Annotated in this window: 16 protein-coding genes; 6 read left to right on the top strand and 10 right to left on the bottom strand. The window is 36.9% G+C overall.

From position 1 onward, the window contains the following. Nucleotides 1-17: 17 nt before the first annotated feature. From L2586_RS18430 to L2586_RS18420, 3 genes are all read left to right on the top strand, one after another. Entirely contained in the window at nt 18-1,232 is a 1,215-nt protein-coding gene (locus L2586_RS18430; RefSeq protein ID WP_235294416.1) for an O-antigen ligase family protein, read from the top strand. A gap of 64 nt (nt 1,233-1,296) precedes the next feature. Continuing rightward, on the top strand, nt 1,297-1,479 hold the full coding sequence (locus tag L2586_RS18425) for a hypothetical protein (protein ID WP_235294415.1): 183 nt from the start codon (nt 1,297-1,299) through the stop codon (nt 1,477-1,479). Further along, nucleotides 1,476-1,931, top strand: a complete 456-nt coding sequence (locus L2586_RS18420) for a GNAT family N-acetyltransferase (RefSeq protein WP_235294414.1) — start codon at nt 1,476-1,478, stop codon at nt 1,929-1,931. The genes L2586_RS18425 and L2586_RS18420 overlap by 4 nt, the downstream gene beginning before the upstream one ends. An 11-nt stretch (nt 1,932-1,942) precedes the next feature. Here L2586_RS18420 and L2586_RS18415 read toward each other — a convergent pair whose 3' ends face one another. The 3 genes from L2586_RS18415 to L2586_RS18405 all read right to left on the bottom strand — a co-directional run bounded on the left by L2586_RS18415 (nt 1,943) and on the right by L2586_RS18405 (nt 8,412). Further along, nucleotides 1,943-5,662: a GEVED domain-containing protein gene (locus L2586_RS18415; protein WP_235294413.1), complete on the bottom strand. Its 3,720-nt coding sequence runs from the start codon at nt 5,660-5,662 to the stop codon at nt 1,943-1,945. 409 nt (nt 5,663-6,071) lie between these two features. Then, nucleotides 6,072-6,512 carry an OsmC family protein gene (locus L2586_RS18410; protein WP_235294412.1) on the bottom strand — a complete coding sequence of 147 codons (441 nt, stop codon included), beginning with the start codon at nt 6,510-6,512 and terminating at the stop codon, nt 6,072-6,074. Between the two features lie 358 nt (nt 6,513-6,870). Further along, nucleotides 6,871-8,412 carry a glycine--tRNA ligase gene (locus tag L2586_RS18405; protein ID WP_235294411.1) on the bottom strand — a complete coding sequence of 514 codons (1,542 nt, stop codon included), beginning with the start codon at nt 8,410-8,412 and terminating at the stop codon, nt 6,871-6,873. Nucleotides 8,413-8,546: 134 nt separating this feature from the next. On the opposite strand from L2586_RS18405, the gene L2586_RS18400 reads away from it, so the two are divergent. The 3 genes from L2586_RS18400 to L2586_RS18390 all read left to right on the top strand — a co-directional run bounded on the left by L2586_RS18400 (nt 8,547) and on the right by L2586_RS18390 (nt 12,354). After that, nucleotides 8,547-9,755: a metallophosphoesterase gene (locus tag L2586_RS18400; protein WP_235294410.1), complete on the top strand. Its 1,209-nt coding sequence runs from the start codon at nt 8,547-8,549 to the stop codon at nt 9,753-9,755. Nucleotides 9,756-9,970: 215 nt separating this feature from the next. Beyond that, nucleotides 9,971-10,702: a hypothetical protein gene (locus tag L2586_RS18395; protein ID WP_235294409.1), complete on the top strand. Its 732-nt coding sequence runs from the start codon at nt 9,971-9,973 to the stop codon at nt 10,700-10,702. Nucleotides 10,703-11,001: 299 nt separating this feature from the next. Further along, nucleotides 11,002-12,354: a hypothetical protein gene (locus L2586_RS18390; protein WP_235294408.1), complete on the top strand. Its 1,353-nt coding sequence runs from the start codon at nt 11,002-11,004 to the stop codon at nt 12,352-12,354. Nucleotides 12,355-12,461: 107 nt separating this feature from the next. On the opposite strand, the gene L2586_RS18385 is transcribed toward L2586_RS18390, so the two are convergent. The 7 genes from L2586_RS18385 to L2586_RS18355 all read right to left on the bottom strand — a co-directional run bounded on the left by L2586_RS18385 (nt 12,462) and on the right by L2586_RS18355 (nt 23,950). Then, the gene (locus L2586_RS18385) at nt 12,462-14,750 is read right to left on the bottom strand and encodes a hypothetical protein (RefSeq protein WP_235294407.1); all 2,289 of its coding nucleotides are present in this window, start codon (nt 14,748-14,750) and stop codon (nt 12,462-12,464) included. Beyond that, a complete protein-coding gene (locus L2586_RS18380; protein ID WP_235294406.1) occupies nt 14,747-15,232 on the bottom strand; it encodes a T9SS type A sorting domain-containing protein in 486 nt (161 codons plus the stop codon). The genes L2586_RS18385 and L2586_RS18380 overlap by 4 nt, the downstream gene beginning before the upstream one ends. A 145-nt stretch (nt 15,233-15,377) precedes the next feature. Then, on the bottom strand, nt 15,378-16,133 hold the full coding sequence (locus L2586_RS18375) for a PI-PLC domain-containing protein (protein ID WP_235294405.1): 756 nt from the start codon (nt 16,131-16,133) through the stop codon (nt 15,378-15,380). Between the two features lie 9 nt (nt 16,134-16,142). After that, nucleotides 16,143-17,771 (bottom strand): M1 family metallopeptidase, encoded by a 1,629-nt coding sequence (locus L2586_RS18370; RefSeq protein ID WP_235294404.1) that lies wholly within the window; start codon nt 17,769-17,771, stop codon nt 16,143-16,145. A gap of 3 nt (nt 17,772-17,774) precedes the next feature. Further along, nucleotides 17,775-19,490, bottom strand: a complete 1,716-nt coding sequence (locus L2586_RS18365) for a DUF885 family protein (protein ID WP_235294403.1) — start codon at nt 19,488-19,490, stop codon at nt 17,775-17,777. A 60-nt stretch (nt 19,491-19,550) separates the two neighbouring features. Continuing rightward, a complete protein-coding gene (locus L2586_RS18360) occupies nt 19,551-23,324 on the bottom strand; it encodes a M4 family metallopeptidase (protein ID WP_235294402.1) in 3,774 nt (1,257 codons plus the stop codon). After that, on the bottom strand, nt 23,321-23,950 hold the full coding sequence (locus L2586_RS18355; RefSeq protein ID WP_235294401.1) for a response regulator transcription factor: 630 nt from the start codon (nt 23,948-23,950) through the stop codon (nt 23,321-23,323). The genes L2586_RS18360 and L2586_RS18355 overlap by 4 nt, the downstream gene beginning before the upstream one ends. Nucleotides 23,951-23,971: the final 21 nt, after the last annotated feature.

The raw sequence follows: 23,971 nt of genomic DNA, 5'->3' as shown, positions 1-23,971 counted from the left end.
AATATAAGCACCTACTCTTGAACCATATTTTCAGCATCGGAAATATTCAGAAGGCCAGCATCGGTCTTTATTTGTTGTTAATCATCGCCTTGATTTACTCTTTTTTTCTTATTACAATAGTGAATATTGCATTGTTGGTCTTGGCAATTATATACTTAGTTTTTCACTGGAAGGGTTTAAAAGTTAATTGGTTACCAGTCATCATCCTCGCTTTGGGTTTTGCTCCATATCTCATGGGACTCTTTAATTCAGATGAAACAGATAGAGCACTTAGGGCCATTCAGCATAACTTAAGTTACTTATCCTTGCCTCTAGCCGTGGTCTTACTTCCCACGCTGTCCACTAAGCAGAGAAACAGCGTTTTCACAATGTTTATTCTCATTGTTATTGCGAGTACTATTCCGGTCTTTTATAAATACTTTCTGAATTTCGCCGAAATCAATCAATCCTTAGGAATGGGAAAAGCGATTCCGACTCCTATAGATCATGTGAGGTATAGCATTTTTCTCTCGATTGCATTTGTTTTCTCTTGTATCCTTTTCATTACGAAAAAGGATTTTATAGGTAAATATTTGAAGTACGCATTTCTAGGTACTGCGGTATACTTATTTATTGCGGTTCATGTCTTAGCGGTACGGAGTGGCATAGGATTAAGCTATCTTGGGTTGTTAATGGCGGGTTCTCTCCTACTTTATCAGTCTAAGAAATATTACATCATGGCATTTCTGTGGCTTGTTATCATTATAAGTCCAGTGTTTGCCTATTATGCAATCCCGAGCTTTCAGAATAAAATTAAATACACGCGGTATGATCTAAGTTTATCGCAAGCGGATAAGGGTGCAAACTATTCAGATTCAGAACGGATTCGGTCCTTTAAAATAGGCATTGACATCTGGAAAGATTACAAGATGATTGGAATCGGAACGGGGGATCTAAAAAGAGAAATGGGAAATCGATATGAAGAGAAATATACTCAAGGCGGTAGAGCATTTTTGCCCCACAATCAGGTCATTAAAATTTTAGCCTCTTCAGGAATATTGGGGTTATTGTTATTTGCAATATCTTTTTACGGTCCATTTCTCTGGAATCAAAATTTCAGAGATCCATTTATTTTAGCCCTTGTGAGCATGCTAACCGTCTCCTTTTTAGTAGAAGCGACCTTAGAGAGATCCTATATGTTAGCACTATATTTACTCTTAGCCTCTCTACTTTATAAAAAATCAATATCTTAATCATATGAAATACGAATATCACTCTGTTTTTTTATCAACACCCAGACAGGAACCTAAAAAATACATGAAAAACAACGAGTACGTTGTCGATGGTATCCAATTTACAAGAGATATTCAGAGCACTATTCATGAAATGGCACAACAAGGTTATGAGTTAACCCAAACCATTCCAATTATTTCAACTATATATTTACAAAATACATTTACAGATGGTGCAACTTTAATATTTAGAAAAGAATTAGGATGATTGTTTTTGAAACGAAGCCATTTGCTTCATTAAATTTAGACGAGTTATACCGCATCTTAGAATTGAGAGCTGAGGTTTTTGTAGTGGAACAAGATTGTGTCTACCAAGATTTAGATGGAAAAGATAAATTAGGACATCATTTGCTTGGGATGGTCAATGGGGAAATTCACGCCTATTCGAGAATTCTTCCTCCAGGAACAACCTTCACAACCTATTCGTCCATCGGCAGAATTCTCACGAGTATGGATGTTCGTCGAGAAGGCTATGGAAGGTCGCTGGTAACGGAGAGCATTAAACAATGCCATGCCTTATATCCAAAACACCAGATCAAAATCTCAGCACAGACCTACTTACTAAAGTTCTATACTGGTCTAGGTTTTAATCAAGTAGGTGAAGGATACTTAGAAGATGGTATACCGCATGTGGGAATGGTGTATGGGAAGCCTTCCTAATTACCCACACCCTAAATCTTCATAAATTTTCTATGATATACCCTATTACCTTGCTTCAGGGCCACAACATATATTCCAGGAACAAGATCTTGCATATCGATCTCAACTAAACTACCTCGAGCATTGATTTTCGCAGTAACTAATTGTCCATGTAAATTATAAATTTCGAGCTTCTCCACCTCCTCGATTTCTACGCTTACAAACAAATTAGCTGTAGTTGGATTGGGGAAAACATCAAATAGTACTTGATCATAATCTTCTATTGACGAAGGAACTTGAACCACAACAACTACTTCATCGCTAGCAGGACATCCAAATTCATTCTTGACTTCTACCTCAAAAGTATGCTCCCCTTCTCCTAATGTTTGTCCAGAAACTGTTAGCTCCGAATTCGTGCTTCCATCACTCCATAAATAACTTGTATAATTGCCATTTGTCTGTATAATATAATCCGAATCAATATCTATAAATATAGTATCTCCAATCTCCACAGCAAAAAAATCATATATTTCTAAGTTCAAAATAGTTTTCGTAGACCCACATGCATTTGCTGCATCTTGTATAATTACGTACCTTCCTGAACTACTATATTCTTCTCCTTCAAGTTCAAATATCTCCTCGAAACATATAGACACATTAAATTCTACCGTAAACGTGTCCTCCACAGTAAGGTCTAGTACATGGACAGAAGTACCACTGCAAGAACTTTCATCGGCTACATTAATCGTATAAATTCCAGGCATTGTATAAACCTCCTCAAAAAATTCGAATGAAGAACCTTGACAAATCGTATCAGCATAATTGAATCTGTTCGTACAATATGATGTCGTAAACAATCCCCGACCATATGTGGATACTAATAAGGTATTATCTGAATCTCTAAACTTCAACATTGTGCATCTCACATTAGCCAAGCCTTCATTCATCGTTTCCCATACCGTATTTTCACCCGCTAATAGTTCACTCTTCCAAACACCCATTTCAGTTGCAACAATGGCTTTATCATCTCCGAATGGATCAAACATAATCCACCTGATAGGCATATCTGGCAAGTTCCCTTCTATATTTTCCCAAGTTGAACCCTCGTCTTTAGTGAGCCAAACACTCGGAATTCCATAATTGCTAAATGTCAAACTCATCGTTCCAGGATTTTCAACTGATATATCCAACGAACTCATATATCCATAACCGAAAAACTCACCATCATCTATTTTCACTACTTTTTCAACAACCGGCGTTTCCGAATTAGCATTGATAACTTTGAATAATTTAGCCTCATAAATCCCAAAGAATTTAGCATCCTTTGGTGTCCCAATCCATATCGTCGTCGGATCACTAGGATCTACTTTTATGATAGATGCTTTTATCCCTTCCATTCCAGCAATGGCTATGGTGTCATAGTTGTTTTCACTGCCTACATTTCTTACTCTCGAAATAAATCCATCATCATATACACCATACAGGGTATTGTTTTCACTATCATAATCCATAGGATTAATGAACCTTCCTTTAGAATCTCCTATTTCAAGATAATCTTCAGAACCAATCCAAGAGTTATTAGTTATGTATAGGGAATTATAGACATAACTTGAAATCTGAATTTTGGGTTCGTCTTGATCTATAAAACAGTAACCACCATCTCCGCCACTTACTTCTATAGTACCTGAAAGACCTGGGCTATTAAAAAACTGAGTCCCATTATCTTGAGTCCCTGCAAGCATAATATTAGAATTCGCATCTGGGTGAAGTGCGCAAGAATAAAACTGGGTAACATTATAATTACTCACTTGTGTTTCGAAAACTGGCGTATTAATTAGGTCGCAATCTCCATCACTATTAATATCGATTAAAGTTCCCATGCATTCACAATCAGAATTAAGGATGTCATTTCCAGTGCATGGATCTCCATCATTGCAGACATTTCCTTCTAAACAATTCTGAATAAATATCGTGTAATCTTCTGTTTCACCTAGTGTATACGCTCCATCGCATGGATCTGGAACATAATCTGGAGAGAATTGTAAGCGAACCCTCATTCTCGTTTCTCCATGAGCTGATAAATTCGGCACTTTGAATTCAGCAGAATAAGGACTGATGCCAGATGTGCTTATGATGTTTTCTGACGTTTCAAACTCACCATTATTGTTAAAATCAATCCAAACACCCATTTTTGAATCTTCCCAAGAAACATTAGAGGTAATATCAATATCATAGCTATTTCCAGCCAACAACTCTGTTGAAATGCTTGTAAAATCTGAATAGCCATCGATCGTTGTATGTTGAGCTACCCCTGAATGATGATCAATTTCGTTCAATTTCACATGGCTAATAAAGTCATTACAACAATTAAAGTGAACAGGAGTACAATAAGCATTCGTGGATTCAGTTTCTAAAATTGGATCAATTTTAAATTTTGCAATTCCTCCATCATTAAGCACAAGGCCTAAATATCTATTGTTAGGATGAAAGATGATGTCATGTTGGTCTGCATGTACGTATTGGAAACCACCACCGCCATACCACTGTGAAATCTGAGTCCATGTTTCCCCTCCATCTGTAGATTTTAATAAATCAACAGCCCCGATGTATACAATATAAGGATTAATAGGATCTACAGCAACAGTTAAATCATACCAAGCTTGTTTTCGTGCAAAATTATCCATACCAAATGCATCTGGCACTGTCATGCTTTTCCAAGAAGCTCCACCATCAATCGTTCTATATATCCCTGAGCAAAATGATTCATCCGAATCTTCAAAAAGTGCATACACAACAAGTGGGTCCGAAGGTGCAACAGCAATTTCTATTCTATCAAAATTTTCTTTAATAAGTCCATTATCAACAGATCCATCATTCATCGACAACCATGTTACTCCCTGATCAGTAGATTTATAAATCCCATCCGTAGACAATAATCCAAATGTTGCATAAATATCTCCGTTCGATGCAATTTCAAGGTCAGCAGCTCTATTAGAGAAACCGCCTCCTACTCCACCACCGAGTAATTTCACCCAAGTATTGCCTCCATCCGTAGATTTTTGTAATCCGTCCTCTCTTGAACTGGCATAAATATTTCCTTGTAGGTCAATTTTAATTCGTTGGATATAATGAAAATTAAAATTATTTGTAGAACTAAGTTGGTTCCAGTTTTCCCCACCATCAGTGCTCTTCCAAATGCCTAATCCTCTTACTGCATCTGAATTAAACCAACCCTCTCCAGTCCCAAAATATAAAACATCAGGATTAGATGGATCTTGAGCTATGGCTGAAATGGCAATGGATGGTAAAAAATCATCTATAGGTGTCCAAGTAACAGTACTTGAAAGAAAGTTATCGCTTTTCCAAAGTCCACCGCTTACGCCACCTGCCCAGACGGTATTTCCACTTGGATCATTTATATCGACTAATGCAGCTCTAGTTCTTCCACCCACATTGTTAGGTCCTCTTTCTTCCCAGATGTTTTCGTTATTATTCCTATGTTTTGATTGATACTTACCTTTAAGAATATCCTTCCTAATTGGTAGCAGTCTTTCTTCTGCAGTCCGCTTCAGTTTAGGATCATGAGTCATTAGATATTCTTGTTCAATGGCTTTATCTGGTTGATCCTTTTTCTTTTTAGATTCTTTCTTGGGGATTGGTTGAGGTTTTACTTCTAGGTTCGGTTCGCAAGAAATTAAACAACAGAGTGCGATGATCAAGGTCAAATGTTGTGGTTTAAGGCTGAGGCTCATGAGGTAAGTATTTGTCGTTGGTTTTTAATATATCTTCGTATTGCATGATGGATTCATCTCAATTAATTTAACTGAGAATAAATTTTAATGCTATTTGATTGGGGTCAAACTTTACTTTTAATAAACCATATTAAAAGTTGTTAACACAAAATAAGAAAAAACTACAGGAAAATATTTTATCTAAGATGATTAAATCATTGTCTAGTAATGGATTATAGTAGAAATCAATACTTACGAATGGAAAGATGATTTTCGAACCGGGTAATTAATTAAAGCTCGGAACTTGCTTGAATTAAATAAAAAATCATAGTCCTTTTTCAAAAGAGACTATGATTATCGTGTATTATATTATGAGCCAAATCTAGTTTAGCTCAGCATTACATAAATTTTGTTGCTTTGGAATTGCCGCCTATGAAAATGAAGCATTTAGTTTTATAGGTACACTACTAAGTGCTTTAGAAATAGGACAACCTTTTTTTGCTCCTTCAGCTAATTCCATAAATTTTTCTTCACTCATTCCTGGAACTTTACCTTTTAAATCCAATGTAATTCCTGTGATTCCGAAACCTCCTTCTACCTCATCCAATACCACTTCTGCTTTAACATCTAAGCTTTCTGCTTCATGCCCTGCTTCTGCAATCGCGAAACTTAATGCCATTGCATAGCATCCTGAATGTGCTGCTGCAATCAATTCTTCTGGATTTGTACCTTCTTTTCCATCTTCATTTTTGAATCTGGTTTTAAAACTATAGGGTGTGTCATTAAAAAACTTATTAGAAGTGTTTAATGTCCCAGAACCTTCTGCTCCAGTTCCCGCCCAATGTGCGCTTGCTTTTCTTTTCGTTGCCATGTTGATTTGTTTTTATTACTAACGTAAATTATTTTTTATTGTTTGATTTAGATCAATCATAACGCTAGGGAATTTACGATCAATATTCATGGTCTCACCTCCCGTGAGGCTATGAATATTGTGGGAGTTTAATCTTAGACATCTTTCTTTGACTAGCTATCATGACTCTGCGACCTCTCCGTCTCTGCGAAAGACCGGTCATCCGGAAATTAAATACTGCACCTAGTCAGATTTTTAACGGATTCCTCCTTCCATCTTGCTTCACTTTAAGTAGCAGATTAAGAAAAGCTTCCCAAAAAACCTTACATTTTCTGCTCTTCAGAATAGGCTCTCCTAAAACTGTCAGGTTGAGACTCCCTTACAGCATCTCTAACAACCTGTTCATACTCACCTTCTCTCCGATCACTGATTTCAACTCAGAAATATTAACACGAATCTGCTCTAGTGTATCCCTATCTCTTATCGTCACCGTATCATCTTCTAAGGTGTCAAAGTCTATCGTTACACAGTATGGCGTTCCGATGGCGTCTTGTCTTCTGTATCTTTTTCCGATTGCATCCTTTTCATCATACTGACAGTTGAATTCATACTTCAACATATCAAAAACTTCACTTGCCTTAGTTGTCAACTCTTCTTTGTTTTTCAACAATGGAAGCACAGCACATTTTACCGGTGCTAAAGCTGGGTGCAACTTCATAACGATTCTCGTAGAATCCTTGCCGTCTGCATCTGGAACTGTTTCTTCTTGTAGTGCATTACTCACTTGAGATAAGAACATTCTATCACATCCGATAGACGTTTCTAGTACAAAAGGTACGTAATTCTCGCCTAATTCTGGATCGAAATACTGCAACTTCTTACCAGAAAGCTCTTGGTGTTGGGTCAAGTCAAAATCTGTTCTAGAATGAATTCCTTCTAATTCTCTAAATCCGAATGGGAATTCGAATTGGATATCTACTGCCGCATTCGCGTAGTGTGCTAAGTTTTCATGATCATGGAATCTAAGCTTATCATCAGATGTACCAAGCGCCTTATGCCATTTCAATCTGGTTTCTTTCCAGTAATCATACCACTTCATTTCCGATCCTGGCTGGATGAAAAATTGCATCTCCATCTGCTCAAACTCCCGCATTCTAAAGATAAACTGACGTGCAACAATCTCATTTCTGAATGCTTTCCCGATCTGTGCGATACCAAATGGTATTTTCTGACGAGTCGACTTCTGAACATTTAAAAAATTGACAAATATTCCCTGTGCCGTTTCTGGCCTTAGATATAGTTTTCCTTCTTCACCAGCGATATTCCCTAGTTGCGTATTAAACATCAGATTGAACTGACGAACATCTGTCCAATTTCTAGAACCGCTTGCTGGACAAGCAATTTCAAATTCTTCAATCAACGATTTAAGACCTGCCATATCACCATCCGACATTGCCGTCGCTAACCTACCTAAAGCATCATCTATTTGTGCTTGACGGTCGATTATCCTTTGATTCGTAGCGCGAAATTGTGCTTCATCAAAGTCATCACCGAACCTCTTCTTCGCTTTAACTACATCTTTAGTAATCTTAGCTTCTATCTTTTCCGCATACTCTTCGATAAGAACATCCGCACGATATCTTTTTTTAGAATCTTTGTTATCTACTAATGGATCGTTAAAAGCATCCACGTGTCCTGAGGCTTTCCATGTTTTCGGGTGCATAAAAATAGCAGCGTCGATACCGACGATATTCTGATGCATCTGAACCATTGATTTCCACCAATATTCCTTGATGTTGTTCTTTAATTCTGAACCGTAAGGACCATAATCATAGACCGCACTGAGGCCGTCATATATTTCACTAGATTGGAAGATAAATCCATATTCTTTACAATGTCCTATTAAGCTTTTGAAATCCATATTTTCGAAAATTAGAGCGCAAATATAGTCATAGTTTAATGTTTATAGATTATTGTACCATTGAAATTTGAACCAAACCACCTACAAATTTCTTTAGTATAAACTGAAATTAGTTTTTTTATACATTTACGCCAATGAACAGACTGCCTATATTTATTATTTTTTCTGCCTTTTTTCTACTGCTATCTTATTTCGCATTTAGTAGTATAGACTTTATATTCGACCAACATGTATTGGCAAAATCCATATTCGGATCCTTAGTCATTATAGCTGTTTTCGGGATATATCGAGGGCTAAATCAATTTACAGGAAAGCCAAGGACTAGAGGCGCAAACTTCCTAATTGGATTTGCTTTCTCCTTTTTTATTAGTGTCCTGATTTATTCAATAGGTCTTCTAATTCAGAATATTATCAAAGGCGCAGTTGCTATGGCCATGTGGGATCGAAGCATCTACGAACATCCTATATTCTGGTCAAATGTGGCAATTTTTGCAATAGTGGTTGTGCTTTTCCTATCGATGATTTATGGAATAACAGGTGGAAAATACAATTATACCGTTGCAAATGTCAAGGTGAAAATTAAGAATCTTCCAGAAGTGTTTCGTGGTTTCAAGGTAGCTCAGATCTCTGATATTCATTCGGGAACATTCGATAGTGTTCAGCAAGTTAAAAAAGGAGTCGATTTAATCAATGCTCAGAGCCCAGATCTTTTCTTATTTACTGGGGACTTAGTCAATTTTAATAAAGACGAAATTGACCCATATATTGATACATTTTCAAAAATAGAAGCGCCGTTTGGTAAATTTTCCATCCTCGGCAATCACGATTATTACGGAATGGCTGCTGTCCCTGAAAACCAACGAGGAAGTTACTGGAAGGAATTTGATCAAAAACATGAATTGATAGGGTTCGAACTGTTGAGGAACGAAAACCGAAGGATCGCTAAAGATGGGCAACACTTTAATTTGATAGGTGTAGAAAATTGGGGAACAGGCGGTTTCCCAAAGACAGGTGACCTCACAAAGGCAATGATCGGAATGGATACTGAAAAGCCATCGATTCTCATGTCACATGATCCGTCGCACTGGGAACATCATGTACTCAAGACGAAGCAGATCATCGACTTAACACTAAGCGGTCATACGCACGCCATGCAATTCGGAATTAACACGAAATGGCTGAAATGGAGTCCCGTAAAATATCGATATAAAAGATGGATGGGAATGTATCAAGAAAATGAAAGGCAATTGTATGTGAATCGTGGGTTTGGATTTCTAGGGTTTCCAGGTCGAGTATTTATGTGGCCTGAGATTACCATTTTCGAATTAGAACCCATGAAGTAGAAGAATACTTAATTCGATTCATTTTAAGTAGGGCGGTGCGAAGAGTAAGGATGCGTAGTATTGATATAGTTATATATTTTCATAAAAAGACTTTACACTCATGTCCGACTACCTGCGGTTTCCTGTTTTACCACATTACGAGCTTAAAAAGTGTCAGGTCAAGTTCGAGATGATTTAAAATTACTTAACTTGCTGCCTTAATAATAAAAAAATCCATGTCTAAAGCTTTAGCCATTTTGTTTTGCATCGCATTATCGTTTCAGGTAGATGCACAGTTGTACTTAGGAAATTTCGTTGGTGATGATAGTGATGAAATTAACGGTACATGGAATTATGACATCCCGTTTGGTATTCCTATTCCCATTAAAAAGTTTAATGATCATTTCAAAATCATCTTCACGCCAGCATATACATTCAGTCAGACATTCTTAAGTGACAAGTGGGTTGTTGATTCAGATGGGACAACTACTTCCATTGAATTAGATAGTGATCCAGCTCATGTTTATAAGAAATCGATTTTTACGCATCAGAGTAAAATAAGAACATGGTCTTGGGAAGCGCGACTAGGCTTGGAATCGTCCATTGGAAAATTCAAGGTAGACTTATTTTATGCGCCACGATATATTCAAGTAGGATCATTCCGACGAAGATATGTTCAAGAGAATGAAGTCATTAAGGTGAAAGATCGTTTCAGAGATAAAGCGGATTACTATAATATTAATCGATTTCAACATCGCGTAAAGGCTTCCCTTTCCTATTGGGGACTCGGTGTGGGTGGATATCTCAATCTAACTCCTTTCTTTAAATCTTCGACAGATATAGATCTGAAAAAGTTTGGACTAACATTAGTGATTAGAAATGAGTTCTGGACTAATTTATTAGATCTGAAAGGAGATGACGAAGAAACAGAAAGGAAAAATCCAGATGTTAAGCAAATGATGTTTTAAGCTATTATTTCTACCTTGGTTTAGATCACTGAGCCGTGAGGAACGAGGGGATCATTGAGCTGAGGGGATAAGTAGCGCAATTAGCTCGGCGATCATTTCACTCCGTTTCAAGCTCAACGATCTATTTCGGAGTGTTAGGAAATACAATATTTTTCTGCTCTACTCATTGCAACATTTTAATAGCATTACATTAGATCATAGTCCTGAAAAATGTTAAATTCTGGCTAAGTCGAGATAAATCAACTACAATTGGAAGGGTGTAATTCTAATATTCGTGTCCGATATCTAAACGGATACCAATGAAAACCAGCTTTTTGATTTTCTTTTCTTTACTGATGTTCAATGCTTTACATGCTCAGGAATGCATATTAGAGTGCCCTGAAAGTCTAGATGCAACTTGCGATATAAGCGAAATACCAGCATACAGTAACTATAATGATTTTTTAAATGATGGAGGTGGGATTAGTGGAACATGCAATATAAATGCTAGTAGTTTCGTATTACTCGCAGAAATATCAGATGGTGGTTATTGTCCCGAAACAGTTACAAGAATTTATCAAATTTCTGATGATAATGATGAAACTTATCAATGTTCTCAGGAGATTATAATTAATGATAATGAAGATCCTGTTATAACTTGCCCTCCTGATGATATTATAGAATGTGATATAAATGACTATCCAAAAATTAACACTCTTAATGAATTTTTAGCTGCTGGCGGTACAGTATATGATAATTGTGAAATTAATGAAGCTTCATTTTACACCTATGAAGTTGATTTCGAGTATTCTTGTAATAATATTGTTTTGCGAGAATTTCTTATCCATGATCATTGCGGAAATAATTTTAATTGTCAGCAGTATATAAATATTTATGACTATTCACCCCCGATAATAACTTGCCCTCCGAACGAAATATATCCAGCTCCAGCTTCACAACCTTACACAACATATACTGAATTTACAGCAGGCGGAGGAAGTGCCAATGACAATTGTGCAATAGATGAGAATTCCTTTTATCTGCAACAAGAAATAACCGATGATGATAATAATCCTACATTCATAACAAGAACATACGAAATAAGCGATTTGTGTGAGAATCGAGATAACTGTACACAAACCATCACTTTTTGCACTCATACTTCTAATACCCTTTTCATTTCTGAATGCGAATCCTACACTTCTCCGAGTGGAAAATACACATGGAATACCTCTGGAATTTATAAGGATACGATTCCCAATGCAAGCCTATGTGATTCTTTGTTGACCATTGATTTAACCATAGAAGATAATGTGGTTAACGAAGGTGGTGATGACTTTCCTAATTCGCTGAGAATGAGCTTAGCTTGTGCCTCTTTTCTAGATGAAATAAGAATCGAAGAAACCATTGACACATTGAATATTATAATGCCTTTAGTCCTTCAGGATGACATCATTATTAAAGGAAATGAAACAAATCCACCAGTTGTTAGACTAGATTTCACAAACAGTCTTTTGACCAATGCGCCTTATGGAATTAAAATAGAAAATGGGAAGACTATTACTTTCGAAAATGTAATTCTGCTCGAGCAAAACAATCCGAATCAGGTAAAACTTCTGTTAAATGAAGGAACATTGAAAATTAATCAGAGCGTTAGTTTTAAGACTGAATAATCCATTTCTTATCATTGAAAAACTTCTGCGTATCGCATCTAGTTCTTGTCCGATTAATAGCCGAAGCTTATCAATGTTTTTTGAGGTCATTATGCAAGTCTTCTTGATTATTGACTCTTTTCGGCCAAATTAGATTTCTCAATCACGACTTGATTCGGATGCTCCTTTGCCCATTTGTCATGTCTAATCCCACTAACTTGCCATGAAACTTTAACATGTGGTTTATCACTTTGAATGATAAATTTCCCACTTTTTATTTCCTCTTTAATAATTGCTTGAGCAAACTGTCCTATTATCGTTAGCTGATATCTAAAATCTGTATTTAAGGATTCAAACCAGTCCGGCATCTCCACGATAGCTATTCCGTTTTCATTTGTAGTAATGTTTCCAGAATACAATGTTAATCTATCATCAGATTCCACACTGGTATGCACTAAAATTTTATTATCAGGGTCAAGAGGGTGGTCAATTTTAAAATTTTTAATATTTGCAGAAACCGTAGTTGCACTCAGCATATTTGTTGAAAAAGAGTTTGCAGCGAAAGCATCTCCAGTTAAATTTGCATGAAACATATAACTACTATTCGCATTGTTATAAACAGATATTCCATCATTAGGAAGCAATCTAATTGCAGAAGTTCCTGCAAAAGGTACAATCAATCCTGCTTCAAATGTTTCTAATCCTTTGTGCAAAGAAGTTCCGTCAGGATTTACTTGAAATACTGTGTTGTCACCATTTTTAACTTTTATGCCTTTATTGCTTACAAAGTAATTAGCTCCATCACCTTCTTCTAATGTCCAACATTCTCTTTTGCGTACATACTTATCTCCCGACCACACCAAGCATGGAGCATTATTGTCATCTTCCATAACTTCAATGAGCAGTTTAGCCATTTTCCCCCCATTCTCGATATGGACCTCGCCTTCGAATTCACCTGCTTTTCCTGTCACAGACCTTGCCCGTATACCAGATCCATTCACAGATCTTCCGTAAAGACCATTTGTATTTCTAGCTGCGCCATAAACACCCGCTCGATCTAAGTTTGAATTATTGGTACTCGCAGCACCAAAGACGCCATTCGACTCACCCGAAAACCCAAAGATTCCACTGAACTCAGAGCTAAAACCATAAGCCCCAAAAGCATCTGTACTATGCCCATAAACTCCTGCTTTATAATTAGTTCCAGATCCAATTAAAAGAGGGTCCAATTCTTCAGCATCCATTGTATAAGAAGTTTCGCCTTCTACACCCCAATTTTCCTCACTTTGTCCTCTTACACCAACGTTCCCATTTGAAAATCCCCATACACCTTCTTTGCTTTCACTTTCACCCATTACACCCGCTCGATCTATAGCTAATCCGAATACTCCGTAACTATTTTCAGATCCACGTCCGAAAACTCCATATAAGTCAGTTGCATCTGTTGTTCCATATACTCCAGTAGATTTATCATCTCCAAAACCTGCAATTCCTGCTGATAATGGATCTTCAGAAAAACCAACCACCCCATAACTTTTATCAAATCCATTACCATAAACTCCTGCTCTATTCGTAGCATTGGTTTCTCCATAAATTCCATAGCCTTTAGTCATACCTTTCCCGAAAACACCAGCATAATCAGTTCCATTTGTAAGCCCAACTATTCCATCATTTGTGTCTGATTCTCCAAAAACTCCTGATCCATTTTGAGAAACCCCGTGTACTCCTGCCCCTCCTACGGCCATACCTTCGACACCTATACCTACATTTTTTGCAACTCCCAATACACCCACATTTTGGCTAGATTCTCCCATAACCCCATATCCAGTTCCCGATGTTCCCAATACTCCTGTGCCATCATTGGACGTCGCAAACAATCTTGCCATCCCTACAGGAGCTAAAGTATTAACTCGAAAAGGCTGAACTCCTGCAAGGTCCATAGCTATATTTCTATCGGTATACACCGTATTATTAACCACATCTTCTACCCAATCTGAGTCACCACCTCCAGAACTGGGTGCTCTAGCAGCGAAAAGCGCATATGGAACACTTAGTAATTGACTTACTCCATCAATGGTATAATTAGTGCCTCCATCTGGATCTGTAAGGGTTCTTATAAAATATGGACCTGCTGCCCAATTGATTAATTCAAAATTTCCTTCTATCAATTCGCCTCCTCCTATATTAAGAGTTATCAGCCCATTAGCATTAGTTGTAATTAAATGTGTTTCCGAAAAAACTAACAGACCATCTTCCTCGTTTTGATGGATTTCTATTTTCATACCGACCATTTGATTCGCAATTAAATTTTCAGATGCGTCTCTTAGAACTGCTTGATAACTCATCATTTGAGGAACTTGCGCTTGAAGTGTGATCGTAACGAGTAAAGCACTGATTAGGGTTAGTAAACTTTTCATTTTTCGGAGGATTTAATAATTTTATAGCTGATTATTCTTTGGTTTTGGTGTGAAATAATGAGAAAGTAGGCAGAAGGAGGGATGTCCACTAAATTGATTGTAGTCATTTTCTTGAATTGGCCAATTTTTAAATTTTGACCATTAATATCAGTCAATTTAAAGGAAAGGGTGTGTTCACTTTCAGAGGATAAATTAATAAAATGGCTGCTTGGATTGGGAAAAGTTTTAACTTTTATTTCTTCACTGAAAACCGTTTCGATTCCAGTATGAACACTTATTTCATAAACTTGCTGAACTCCTGGAGAAAGATTGTCCGTATTTGATGATATTACTTCAGTAGAAATTTGTCCGATAGAAGAGGAAACAGACCCACCTTGACTAATAATATTTGAGCCATTTGACAATATTGATTGTTGACCATTCAGGTTAAATGTGGATAGAACACATAGAGCTATACTCCATACTAAATTGTTGGTTATCATTGGTTTGGATTGGAGCGGGTTATATAAAACTTACCGATAATTTACAAAATTTATTTCACTAAAACAAGAAATAATTTTGGTGCTTAATGATAAAAGATAGAAAAGGTATTATAAAATAGTCTTCAAGAAAATTGACTGAGTTCAATTAAAAATCACTCTTATTATAATTAGCAAACTCTTGAATTTTATCCGTATTGATTAAGTCCACGCCTAGCGCTTTCAGATACTCCCACATTTCTGGATGATCAGGTGTTGCCCACAGTCTTATGATTTTCCCTTGCTGATGAACTTCATTGACCAGCTTTTGAAAGGCTTCTTTTTCTTTTAGGTCAATTTTTGAAGGGTCTCGATTCGAGAAAAACTTATTATAATTCTGACTGATTAATGGCATATAATCAGAAGGAAATTGCTCTCCAATATCTTCCGGCCGACCATCGATCGACATCAATCTAGAAGGATCATCTAACATTTGCGCAATCGCTCGATTTCCAGAAATTACATATTCGATTCGTTCATTTTTAAATTGACCTAAAACCTCTTTCAATTTATCATATGTCTCTAAAGCATCCGTTTTCACATCGATAAGCAGAATTAACGGATCTTGAATGAAATCGGCCTTAGATAACGGTTCTAAGTACATCGCTTCTAGCGTTTTCTCCTTCTTCAATGCGAATGGCGTATTATGCGAAACATATAACTCATCATCGATTAGATGAATATCCACTTCTATCGACTTAAATCCAAGTGATAGGGCTTCCACTAAAGGCTGCTCATTTCGGTAATCGTTATGAGCATGTGCAGGAATCGTAGCAGATGCATTGCTTATAATATTAGAACTGACTGGCGAGGTTGTTCTACAACTACTCAGTACCAAAACCAATACCAAAAACCTTAATCCCATCATTCTAGTTTAGAAGGCTTGCAAAACACTGATGTAATAGTTAGGATCAACCTTTAATTCTCCTTTATACGGTGTACTGTTCCATCTCCTAACTTGCGGATAGATTCTTTTGATTCCGTCCTCACTAAATACATCCACGGGCATTTCAAAATCACTTATTGCATTACCCCATCGATAGAACAAAGCACCATCTTTGATAAAATACTCTAACATTGGCACCCTTACATCTCTTAAATATTGATCAAATACAGATTGCAATTTTTCACCTGATTTCTCGATGATATATCCTTCTATTTGCTCTGTAGTCACCGTATGATGGTAGAATTCTTCATTTAATCCTCTTAGAATCGATCGCCACTTTTCATCATCATTGACAATGGCTCTGATGGTGTTCAACATGTTCCCACCCTTCACATACATATCTCCACTTCCGCTTTTATTCACTCCATAAGTACCGATAATCGGTTCGTAATTTCCGATCTGTTTTCTAGTTCCTCGAACATATTCCTGACCAACTTTCTTACCATAATGATAGTCTAAGAAAAGACTCTCCGAATAGTTCGTGAAGCTTTCATGAATCCACATATCAGCGACATCTTTATAGGTAATGTTATTCGCAAACCATTCGTGACCAGATTCATGAATAATGATAAAATCAAATTTATAACCATGCCCTGTTCCACTACCATCTCTTCCTCCATAACCATTTTCGTATCCATTTCCGTAGGTAACAGAACTTTGATGTTCCATACCTGGATAAGAAACATCTACCAATTTAAATCCATCTTCATAAAATGGATACGGACCGAACCAGTGTTCGAAAGCTTCCATCATTCTAGGAACGTCTTTGAATTGTTTCTTTGCTTTCTCTAGATTATAGGGCAACACGTAATAATCCAAATCCAAGATACCTTTTTCGCCTTTGTACTTTTCCGCGAAATGGACGTAATCACCGATATTAATATTTATCACGTAATTGCTAATCGGATTTCCTACAAACCAGTGCCATGTTTTCGTACCATCATTTTTCGGTTCTACTTTTCTTAATTTCCCATTAGAAACATCCAATAGATCTTCAGGAACATTGATACTCATCAAGACACTATCTGGCTCATCTGCCATGTGATCCTTGCAGGGCCACCAGATGCTCGCTCCTATTCCCTGACAAGTAGAATGAATAAATGGCTTTCCATTTTCGTCTTTCGTCCACGTAATTCCGCCATCCCACGGTGGTCTTTTCGCTTCAGTTGGTTTTCCTGCATAGTGTACTATTATGGTATTTATCGCACCTTTCTTTTGCTGGTTCTTAAGGGTGACGAAGTGGGCATTTCCATCTTGACGAACATTCAACGTATTTCCTCTATCATCATTGACTGCCTTTATTTTCAGAGGCGCCTGAAGGTCAATTTGCAAAACTTGTCTAGATTCCAATACTTCATACATCATTTCCACAGAACCATCTAATGATTTCGTAGATGGGTCAACTTTGATATCTAAGTGATAATATTTCAAGTCCCACCAAGATCGCTCCGCAGACCATGTTCCTCTTAGTGTATCTTGATGCGAAAATTGTGCATTTAGGTCAATGTTAGAAAAGGACCATAAGAAGACGACAAGTAAACTAATTCTAAAGTACATATATCAATTTTTATAAAAACGCCAGTTCGATTTAAAGTCTTTTGTTAATGCTTGGTTCGTAAGGATTGCCCTAACCATTTCTACTGGCATTGTATTCTCTTCAAGTACTGCATCATGAAATTCCTTATATGTCATTTGGCCTGAATCCACTAACTCTTCTTTCAATGCCCGAAACTGAAGTCCACCGACCATATAAGCGATCTGATAGAGAGGTCCATAATTTCCAGTGAAGGATCGTCTCACTTCGCCTTCGGCATTAGCTCTTTCATGGCCTACTCGATCCACTAAATAGTCGATACATTGCTGTGGCGTCCACTCACCTAAATGATAGTTTAAAGAAAAAATGATTCGTGCACATCGATGCATTCTCCAAAACAACATGCCGATCTTATCTTCAGGACCTCTAGGAAAATCCATATCCCAAAGTGTTAATTCCCAATAAAGCGCCCATCCTTCCGTCCAGAATGGTGTTCTATAATTTCTGTATTCATGGTTTCGATTGTTTACAAATTGTTGTAAGTGATGACCAGCGATTAATTCATGATGCACCGTTGCTCTTGAGAAGTGCGGATTATTTCCTCGCATACTCATCATTTTATCATCATGTTCCATCTCATCCGTGGGGTAAGAAATCTGAAGTACTTCCCCTCCAAGGAAAAACGGGCTGATCAGTTGTCTTTCAGGAGAAATCATCTTCATTCTCCAAGTCTCTTCTGCAAGTGGTGGAATGGTTAAGAGGTCATGCTCTTTTAAAAAAGCAACTGATTGATTATAGAGTTCGAGCATCGCTTCTGGTTGCTCACCAGCTGGAACGAATGCCATTTTCACTTTTTCTTGTGCCGCCTTCCAGTCATCACCGAATCCCATTTCATTACTCGCCTTAAGCAATTCCTTGTCACACCAAGCAAATTCCTTCATCGCGATCTCCACTAGTTCTTCAGGTGAATATGGAATCATTTCTAACTGCAACTGACGTATAAGTTCTTCTCTTCCTATTGGGCTGCCTATAATTCCACTTCCATCATCCTTAGGAAAGGTAGATTCATCTATCGAAGCTTCGAATTTCTTCTGTAATTCATCAAGTGTTTTGAGCAAGGTTTCTGCTGGTTTAGTCACCCACCAAGAAAATTCTACATCGTAACCAGAATAGAATTCAACAACACTTTTAATTGCTTCTGTATAACCATATACGATTCCTGAAGCTCTTTCAGCTAAATTTCTAGGAAATTTTTTTTCTGTTTTATCAAGTTTAACTAATATTTCGTTTGCTTGCTTATTTATTGTATTAAGTTGATTAGCAAGCGCTTGTGCATCTTGCTTAATTCCACGTCTTCTAAGCTTTTCCACTTCGTATATCGGACTTCCGAACTTGACCCATTCTTCTACTTGGCGACATTCCATTTCCTCAGTAGAAAAGTTGAAAAGTTGATCTTCAATTTTGTTTTTTAATAATAGGTAATCTACTTTTCCACCTATAGAGAGTTCATCAAAGTTATACGAATTAAGCAAAACTAACTTTTCGTTGTAAAAGTTCTCAAATCTTTCTCTACGTTCCGGTGAATTATAAATAACATAAAACCGGTATAAGCTTCTAATATCTTCATTGATATTAACTGAGAAATCGTAAAGTTCTGAGACAGGCGCTTTGGTTGTAGAAATTTGTTGCGAGGATATGCTTTGAAAAGAGCACATAAAAAATACAAATAGCAGTATTCTCATAGTAGTAGTTAATGACGTAAATTTAAAATCATATCCAATTTACAAAAATTGCCTATAAATTTACTTTACGCGCACTACACCTTTTATAATAATATCTCCTTCATTTGTTATTGCATGTTTTACCACCCCTTCATAATTTTCTTCTAAGGAAACATTATCTAGAGTCAAACGTCCTTGGTTATAAATTCCACCTCCATTTAATGAGCTAGAACCTCTAGAAATTTTGAGATCTTTCAAGGTTACATTGATGTTGTCAAAGACTTGAAAAATCCTATTCGCAGCATTACCAGAAAGGATAGTCTCCTCCATTCCATTACCAATAATGACCAAACTCTGATCAAGCGGTATTTCTCCTGAAGTAAAAATGATAGAATCTCCCGACAAGTTAATATCGAACCTAATGGTATCTCCTTCACAAGCATTTTCTATTTGATTTCTAAGCGATAGATTACCGATATCATCTACATTCATGACCATTAAATTTCTAGGAATCGCAGGTCGATCTGTTAACGCTAGTGTTTTGTATTCGCTAGAAGTCCAAAAAGTATAGGTAATATAACCCTCTCCTCCTGATCGTTGATCATCGACAAGAATATCAGCATTGTCCACGATAAGAGAACCCAACCCTTCATTCGAGATATCATTGCTAGCCACTAATAGAATATTTAATACCGCAGCATTTTCCCACCCATCAATTTCGCTCTCCTTGTAGAAAAGTGTAACTAAAATGGAATCAACAGCGTTTTCAGTTTCCATATTAAACACTTTACTTCCTCTACTCTTACAGTCTGATTCGACCATTCCATTTTCAAGATCATTAGACTGAACTGAAAAACTAGTGCATCCCAAATCATTCTTTGCTTCTTCAATAATAGCGATCACTTCTGAATCTGCAATGGAAATAAAACCAATTCTCTCCTTAGCAGGAACTATAGCAGACATCGTTCCACCTATCTCTGATTCAATTTCTAAACCTTCACCAGTAACAACAACGTTGTCAATTTTAAAACTAAAACTTCCTCCATTCAAAGCGTCATTCTGCCATTCGAAACCTAGCAAGAAATTATGATTGTCCAGTTCTGGATGAATCATTGAATAAGTACCGCTTGCACTAATCTGACCTCCAGATTCAGGCGTTCCAACAAAATCTGCAATATCTATCCAATCAAATCCATCATAACTGATCTGAAAAGTTCCATAGTCAAAAATTGCTGATGGGTCTACCAAATCTCTTTCACCTCCTGCCTCCCAATCAAAGGTAATCTCTATATTTTTCCTTCCTATAGCATTAATTTCTGGGGATTTTAATCTTACATTTGATTCAAATGCTTGGTTATATGAAGGCGAACCAGAAGCTCCATCTATTGAAACATGGGCTTGATTACTATCTCCAGAATCTACATACCAACTTGTAAACATCGAAGTAGGATTAACTAATTCAGCAGTCCATGATAAATCATCAACATCGAAAGTCTCTGAAAGCAAAACAACACTTGCACCAACCGCTGGAATTCCATCATCATTTATAATAATAATTGTTTCGGAATCACTAAATACACCATCGTTAAAACTAAGAACAATAGTATCATTTCCTTCTTCTACTTTGTCATCATAAATTTTTATTTGCAAGACTTTATTCTCACTTCCAGCGAATGAAAGTGATGTCGTTACTAAATCAAAATCCTCACCTCGAATCGCATTTCCACCTGTTTGAAAATTAATAGTAGCATTTGCCATGAAAGAAGCTATTTCTAATTCAATTAATTTTTCAGCCTCACAACCTGCTTCCGAACTTGATTCACTTACTTGAGTAATATTAAATTTATTAAATTCTATCGTCGGACCGCAGTTACCGAAATCGTTCCCCACACCAACCGCATACCATGCGCTTGTTGTTTGTTCTTCTTCATTACTACATGGGCCATATAACGCTCTCGCAACTGCTATGGAAGCAACTCTCATATCAGCAAACCTGGCATTTGGAAGTAACAGCAATTCTGCCCCATAGGTGATTTTCTCAGACTTTCTCATACCTATTCCATCCACGGAATATACATCTCCTTTATCATTAACTTCATCGTCAAAGGCTGGTTTTCCTAGTCCTGGGCTCATTGCTTTGCCTGAACCTTCTGTTAATAGATAGAACCATTTATTAAGAACTCCACTATTAAAATGTACCCCACAAAAATCATTGGCAACATTCGGAGAAGCACAATCTGGATCTTGCCACCAAGTACCAGCACCATAGGTATCAGGATTGTTTTCTGCAGGTGGGTGGTCCATCCAACGAAGTGCTCTAGCAGATGCATTATTATAATTACCCATGTCTCTTTCATCTGCTTGCTCCGCAATTCCCCAAGGAATGAAATCTAATGTTCCATCTACAAAATCCAATGTATATTGTTCTATTGCTGCTGCCCAAATATCTGAAAAGCCTTCATTCATCGCTCCAGATTCTCCTACATACACCAAATCAGATGTAGAAGTACAAATTCCATGACCTATTTCATGAGCAACAGCATCTAATGAAACTAGAGGTCCAAATAAAGTCAATGGATTCGCACCTGAATTTTGTCCACTTTGATAGCTTCCATCTCCATATTTCATATACAGCCCATTCCATGAAGCGTTCTCGTATGCTTCCCCATGATGTACAAAGGAAAGCAAGTCAGAACCTTCATCATCATAACCATTTCTATTGTGTATGTCTTTCCAATATCTTGCCACCATCGAAGCTCCCCACTGAGCGTCTAAAGCAATGTCATCATTTCTTACTTCACTACACTGTGTAGGAACATAGGTGGGACAACATGTCCTAAGGGTACCATCAAAAGGTACTTTTTTATGTTCATTAAGATCCCATTCATCATCTCCGAACTCAGCAATAGTCTGACCCATATCATCGGTTAGGCATGGGTCGTCTTCATCTCCGTCTAATATCGCTTCTGATAATGCAATAATCGCTGGAGATGAAACAGGCAAGCCACCTAAACCCTCTAAACTTCTTGTTTCGCAAAATATTCCACTGACTGATTCAGTTCCTTTCAGCTCATAAGAATTTATAGAAAGCGTTGTCGTAGGAAACGATTTCCTACCTGAATATCTGGTGTCCCCAATCCCATGTTTTAATTGAGGATCTCTTAGTAAAATTCTTCCATCCTTAGCACTAACAAAAACCTTGTCTCGAAATGCTGGTGAAACGGATTCAATTGTAAATTCATATGCCAATTCAAGTTGGCCAGATTTTCTATTAAAATCCTTAACCCAAACCTTTTCTCCATGAGGCATATCATCTATTAAAGCTTGCTCCAGTGCTTTTTTTTGATTAATGTTAAGATCTCTATTTTTTAATAGGCTCTCTGTAGCTTCCCATGAAAAGAGTCCACTATTTAATTTCGGCAGGACGCACTGTAATGCTTCATCTCCAGACATTAAATCAGAAGATTCTGTACTACTAACTTCATAGTGTTCTGAGAAGATCGATTGATTTTCTCCATGACTTGTTAATACAGTGTACTCACCATGAGCCACAGGAATACCTTGAATAAATCTTTTAAATCTTATAATTTCTAAGTCCGCTCCTAATTTTGTTGTCTTACTATGTTCTAATTCTTTTAGGTCAATGTTATATAACTCAGATACTACCTTGATCGGTGCTAGACTCAAAAGTTTTGATCTTTTACTTAGAAAGATAGTCGAAGGTGTGTTCAATTCCTCATTGAAATGAACTTCACTAACTTCATACTTTATTTTCAAATCGGACAATATTCTTTCTCTTTGAGCGGTAATACTCAAGCTAATTGAAGAAAAAAGTATAATCCAAAAATATTTCATCTAACTAAATTTTCTCTGTATGCTTTTTGTACTAATTCAGCTCTCGAATTCACTTGAAGTTTTTCATAAATATTTCGAATGTGCCTCTTTACAGTATGAGCACTAATAAATAGTTTTGCTGCTGCTTGCTTGTAATTATCTCCATCACATAATAACTGAAGCACCTCTTGCTCTCTACCTGTTAACACAGCACTTTTCGTAATTTTAAAAGAATCCACAACCTTTCTAGCAATGCTAGCACTCATCGGGGCTCCACCCTTATAAACTTCTATAATACCATTTGTTAACTTTTCTGGCCTTAGACCTTTCACTAGATAACCATTCGCTCCATTACAGAGAGAATTAAATATCAACTCACTATCTTCATTTACGGTTAACATTACGATAGGGATTTCTTTATTTTTTTCTCTAATGTTTCTGACGCAATCAATGCCATTCATTTTGGGCATGTCCACATCCATTAAAATGACATCTACTGACGAATTTGCTAACTCATCGACCGTCTCCTTACTGCCCTCAAATTCTGCAACACATATCATCCCTTCTGTATCATTTATTAATGTCTTGTACAAGGTTCGAATCATCGGGTCATCGTCTACCATTGCTACTTTTATTAATTCTTCCATAAGCATGCTTTATTATAGTTC

Source organism: Portibacter lacus (genome assembly GCF_021533215.1).
Classification (GTDB): Bacteria; Bacteroidota; Bacteroidia; order Chitinophagales; family Saprospiraceae; genus Portibacter; species Portibacter lacus.
This window is presented reverse-complemented; position numbering and strand designations above follow the sequence as displayed.

Bases quoted from the DNA above. Each gene is read 5' to 3' on its own strand.
- L2586_RS18425 (WP_235294415.1), top strand. From the start codon at position 1,297: ATGAAAAACAACGAGTACGTTGTCGATGGTATCCAATTTACAAGAGAT.
- L2586_RS18420 (WP_235294414.1), top strand. From the start codon at position 1,476: ATGATTGTTTTTGAAACGAAGCCATTTGCTTCATTAAATTTAGACGAG.
- L2586_RS18415 (WP_235294413.1), bottom strand. From the start codon at position 5,662: ATGAGCCTCAGCCTTAAACCACAACATTTGACCTTGATCATCGCACTC.
- L2586_RS18410 (WP_235294412.1), bottom strand. From the start codon at position 6,512: ATGGCAACGAAAAGAAAAGCAAGCGCACATTGGGCGGGAACTGGAGCA.
- L2586_RS18405 (WP_235294411.1), bottom strand. From the start codon at position 8,412: ATGGATTTCAAAAGCTTAATAGGACATTGTAAAGAATATGGATTTATC.
- L2586_RS18400 (WP_235294410.1), top strand. From the start codon at position 8,547: ATGAACAGACTGCCTATATTTATTATTTTTTCTGCCTTTTTTCTACTG.
- L2586_RS18395 (WP_235294409.1), top strand. From the start codon at position 9,971: ATGTCTAAAGCTTTAGCCATTTTGTTTTGCATCGCATTATCGTTTCAG.
- L2586_RS18390 (WP_235294408.1), top strand. From the start codon at position 11,002: ATGAAAACCAGCTTTTTGATTTTCTTTTCTTTACTGATGTTCAATGCT.
- L2586_RS18385 (WP_235294407.1), bottom strand. From the start codon at position 14,750: ATGAAAAGTTTACTAACCCTAATCAGTGCTTTACTCGTTACGATCACA.
- L2586_RS18380 (WP_235294406.1), bottom strand. From the start codon at position 15,232: ATGATAACCAACAATTTAGTATGGAGTATAGCTCTATGTGTTCTATCC.
- L2586_RS18375 (WP_235294405.1), bottom strand. From the start codon at position 16,133: ATGGGATTAAGGTTTTTGGTATTGGTTTTGGTACTGAGTAGTTGTAGA.
- L2586_RS18370 (WP_235294404.1), bottom strand. From the start codon at position 17,771: ATGTACTTTAGAATTAGTTTACTTGTCGTCTTCTTATGGTCCTTTTCT.
- L2586_RS18365 (WP_235294403.1), bottom strand. From the start codon at position 19,490: ATGAGAATACTGCTATTTGTATTTTTTATGTGCTCTTTTCAAAGCATA.
- L2586_RS18360 (WP_235294402.1), bottom strand. From the start codon at position 23,324: ATGAAATATTTTTGGATTATACTTTTTTCTTCAATTAGCTTGAGTATT.
- L2586_RS18355 (WP_235294401.1), bottom strand. From the start codon at position 23,950: ATGGAAGAATTAATAAAAGTAGCAATGGTAGACGATGACCCGATGATT.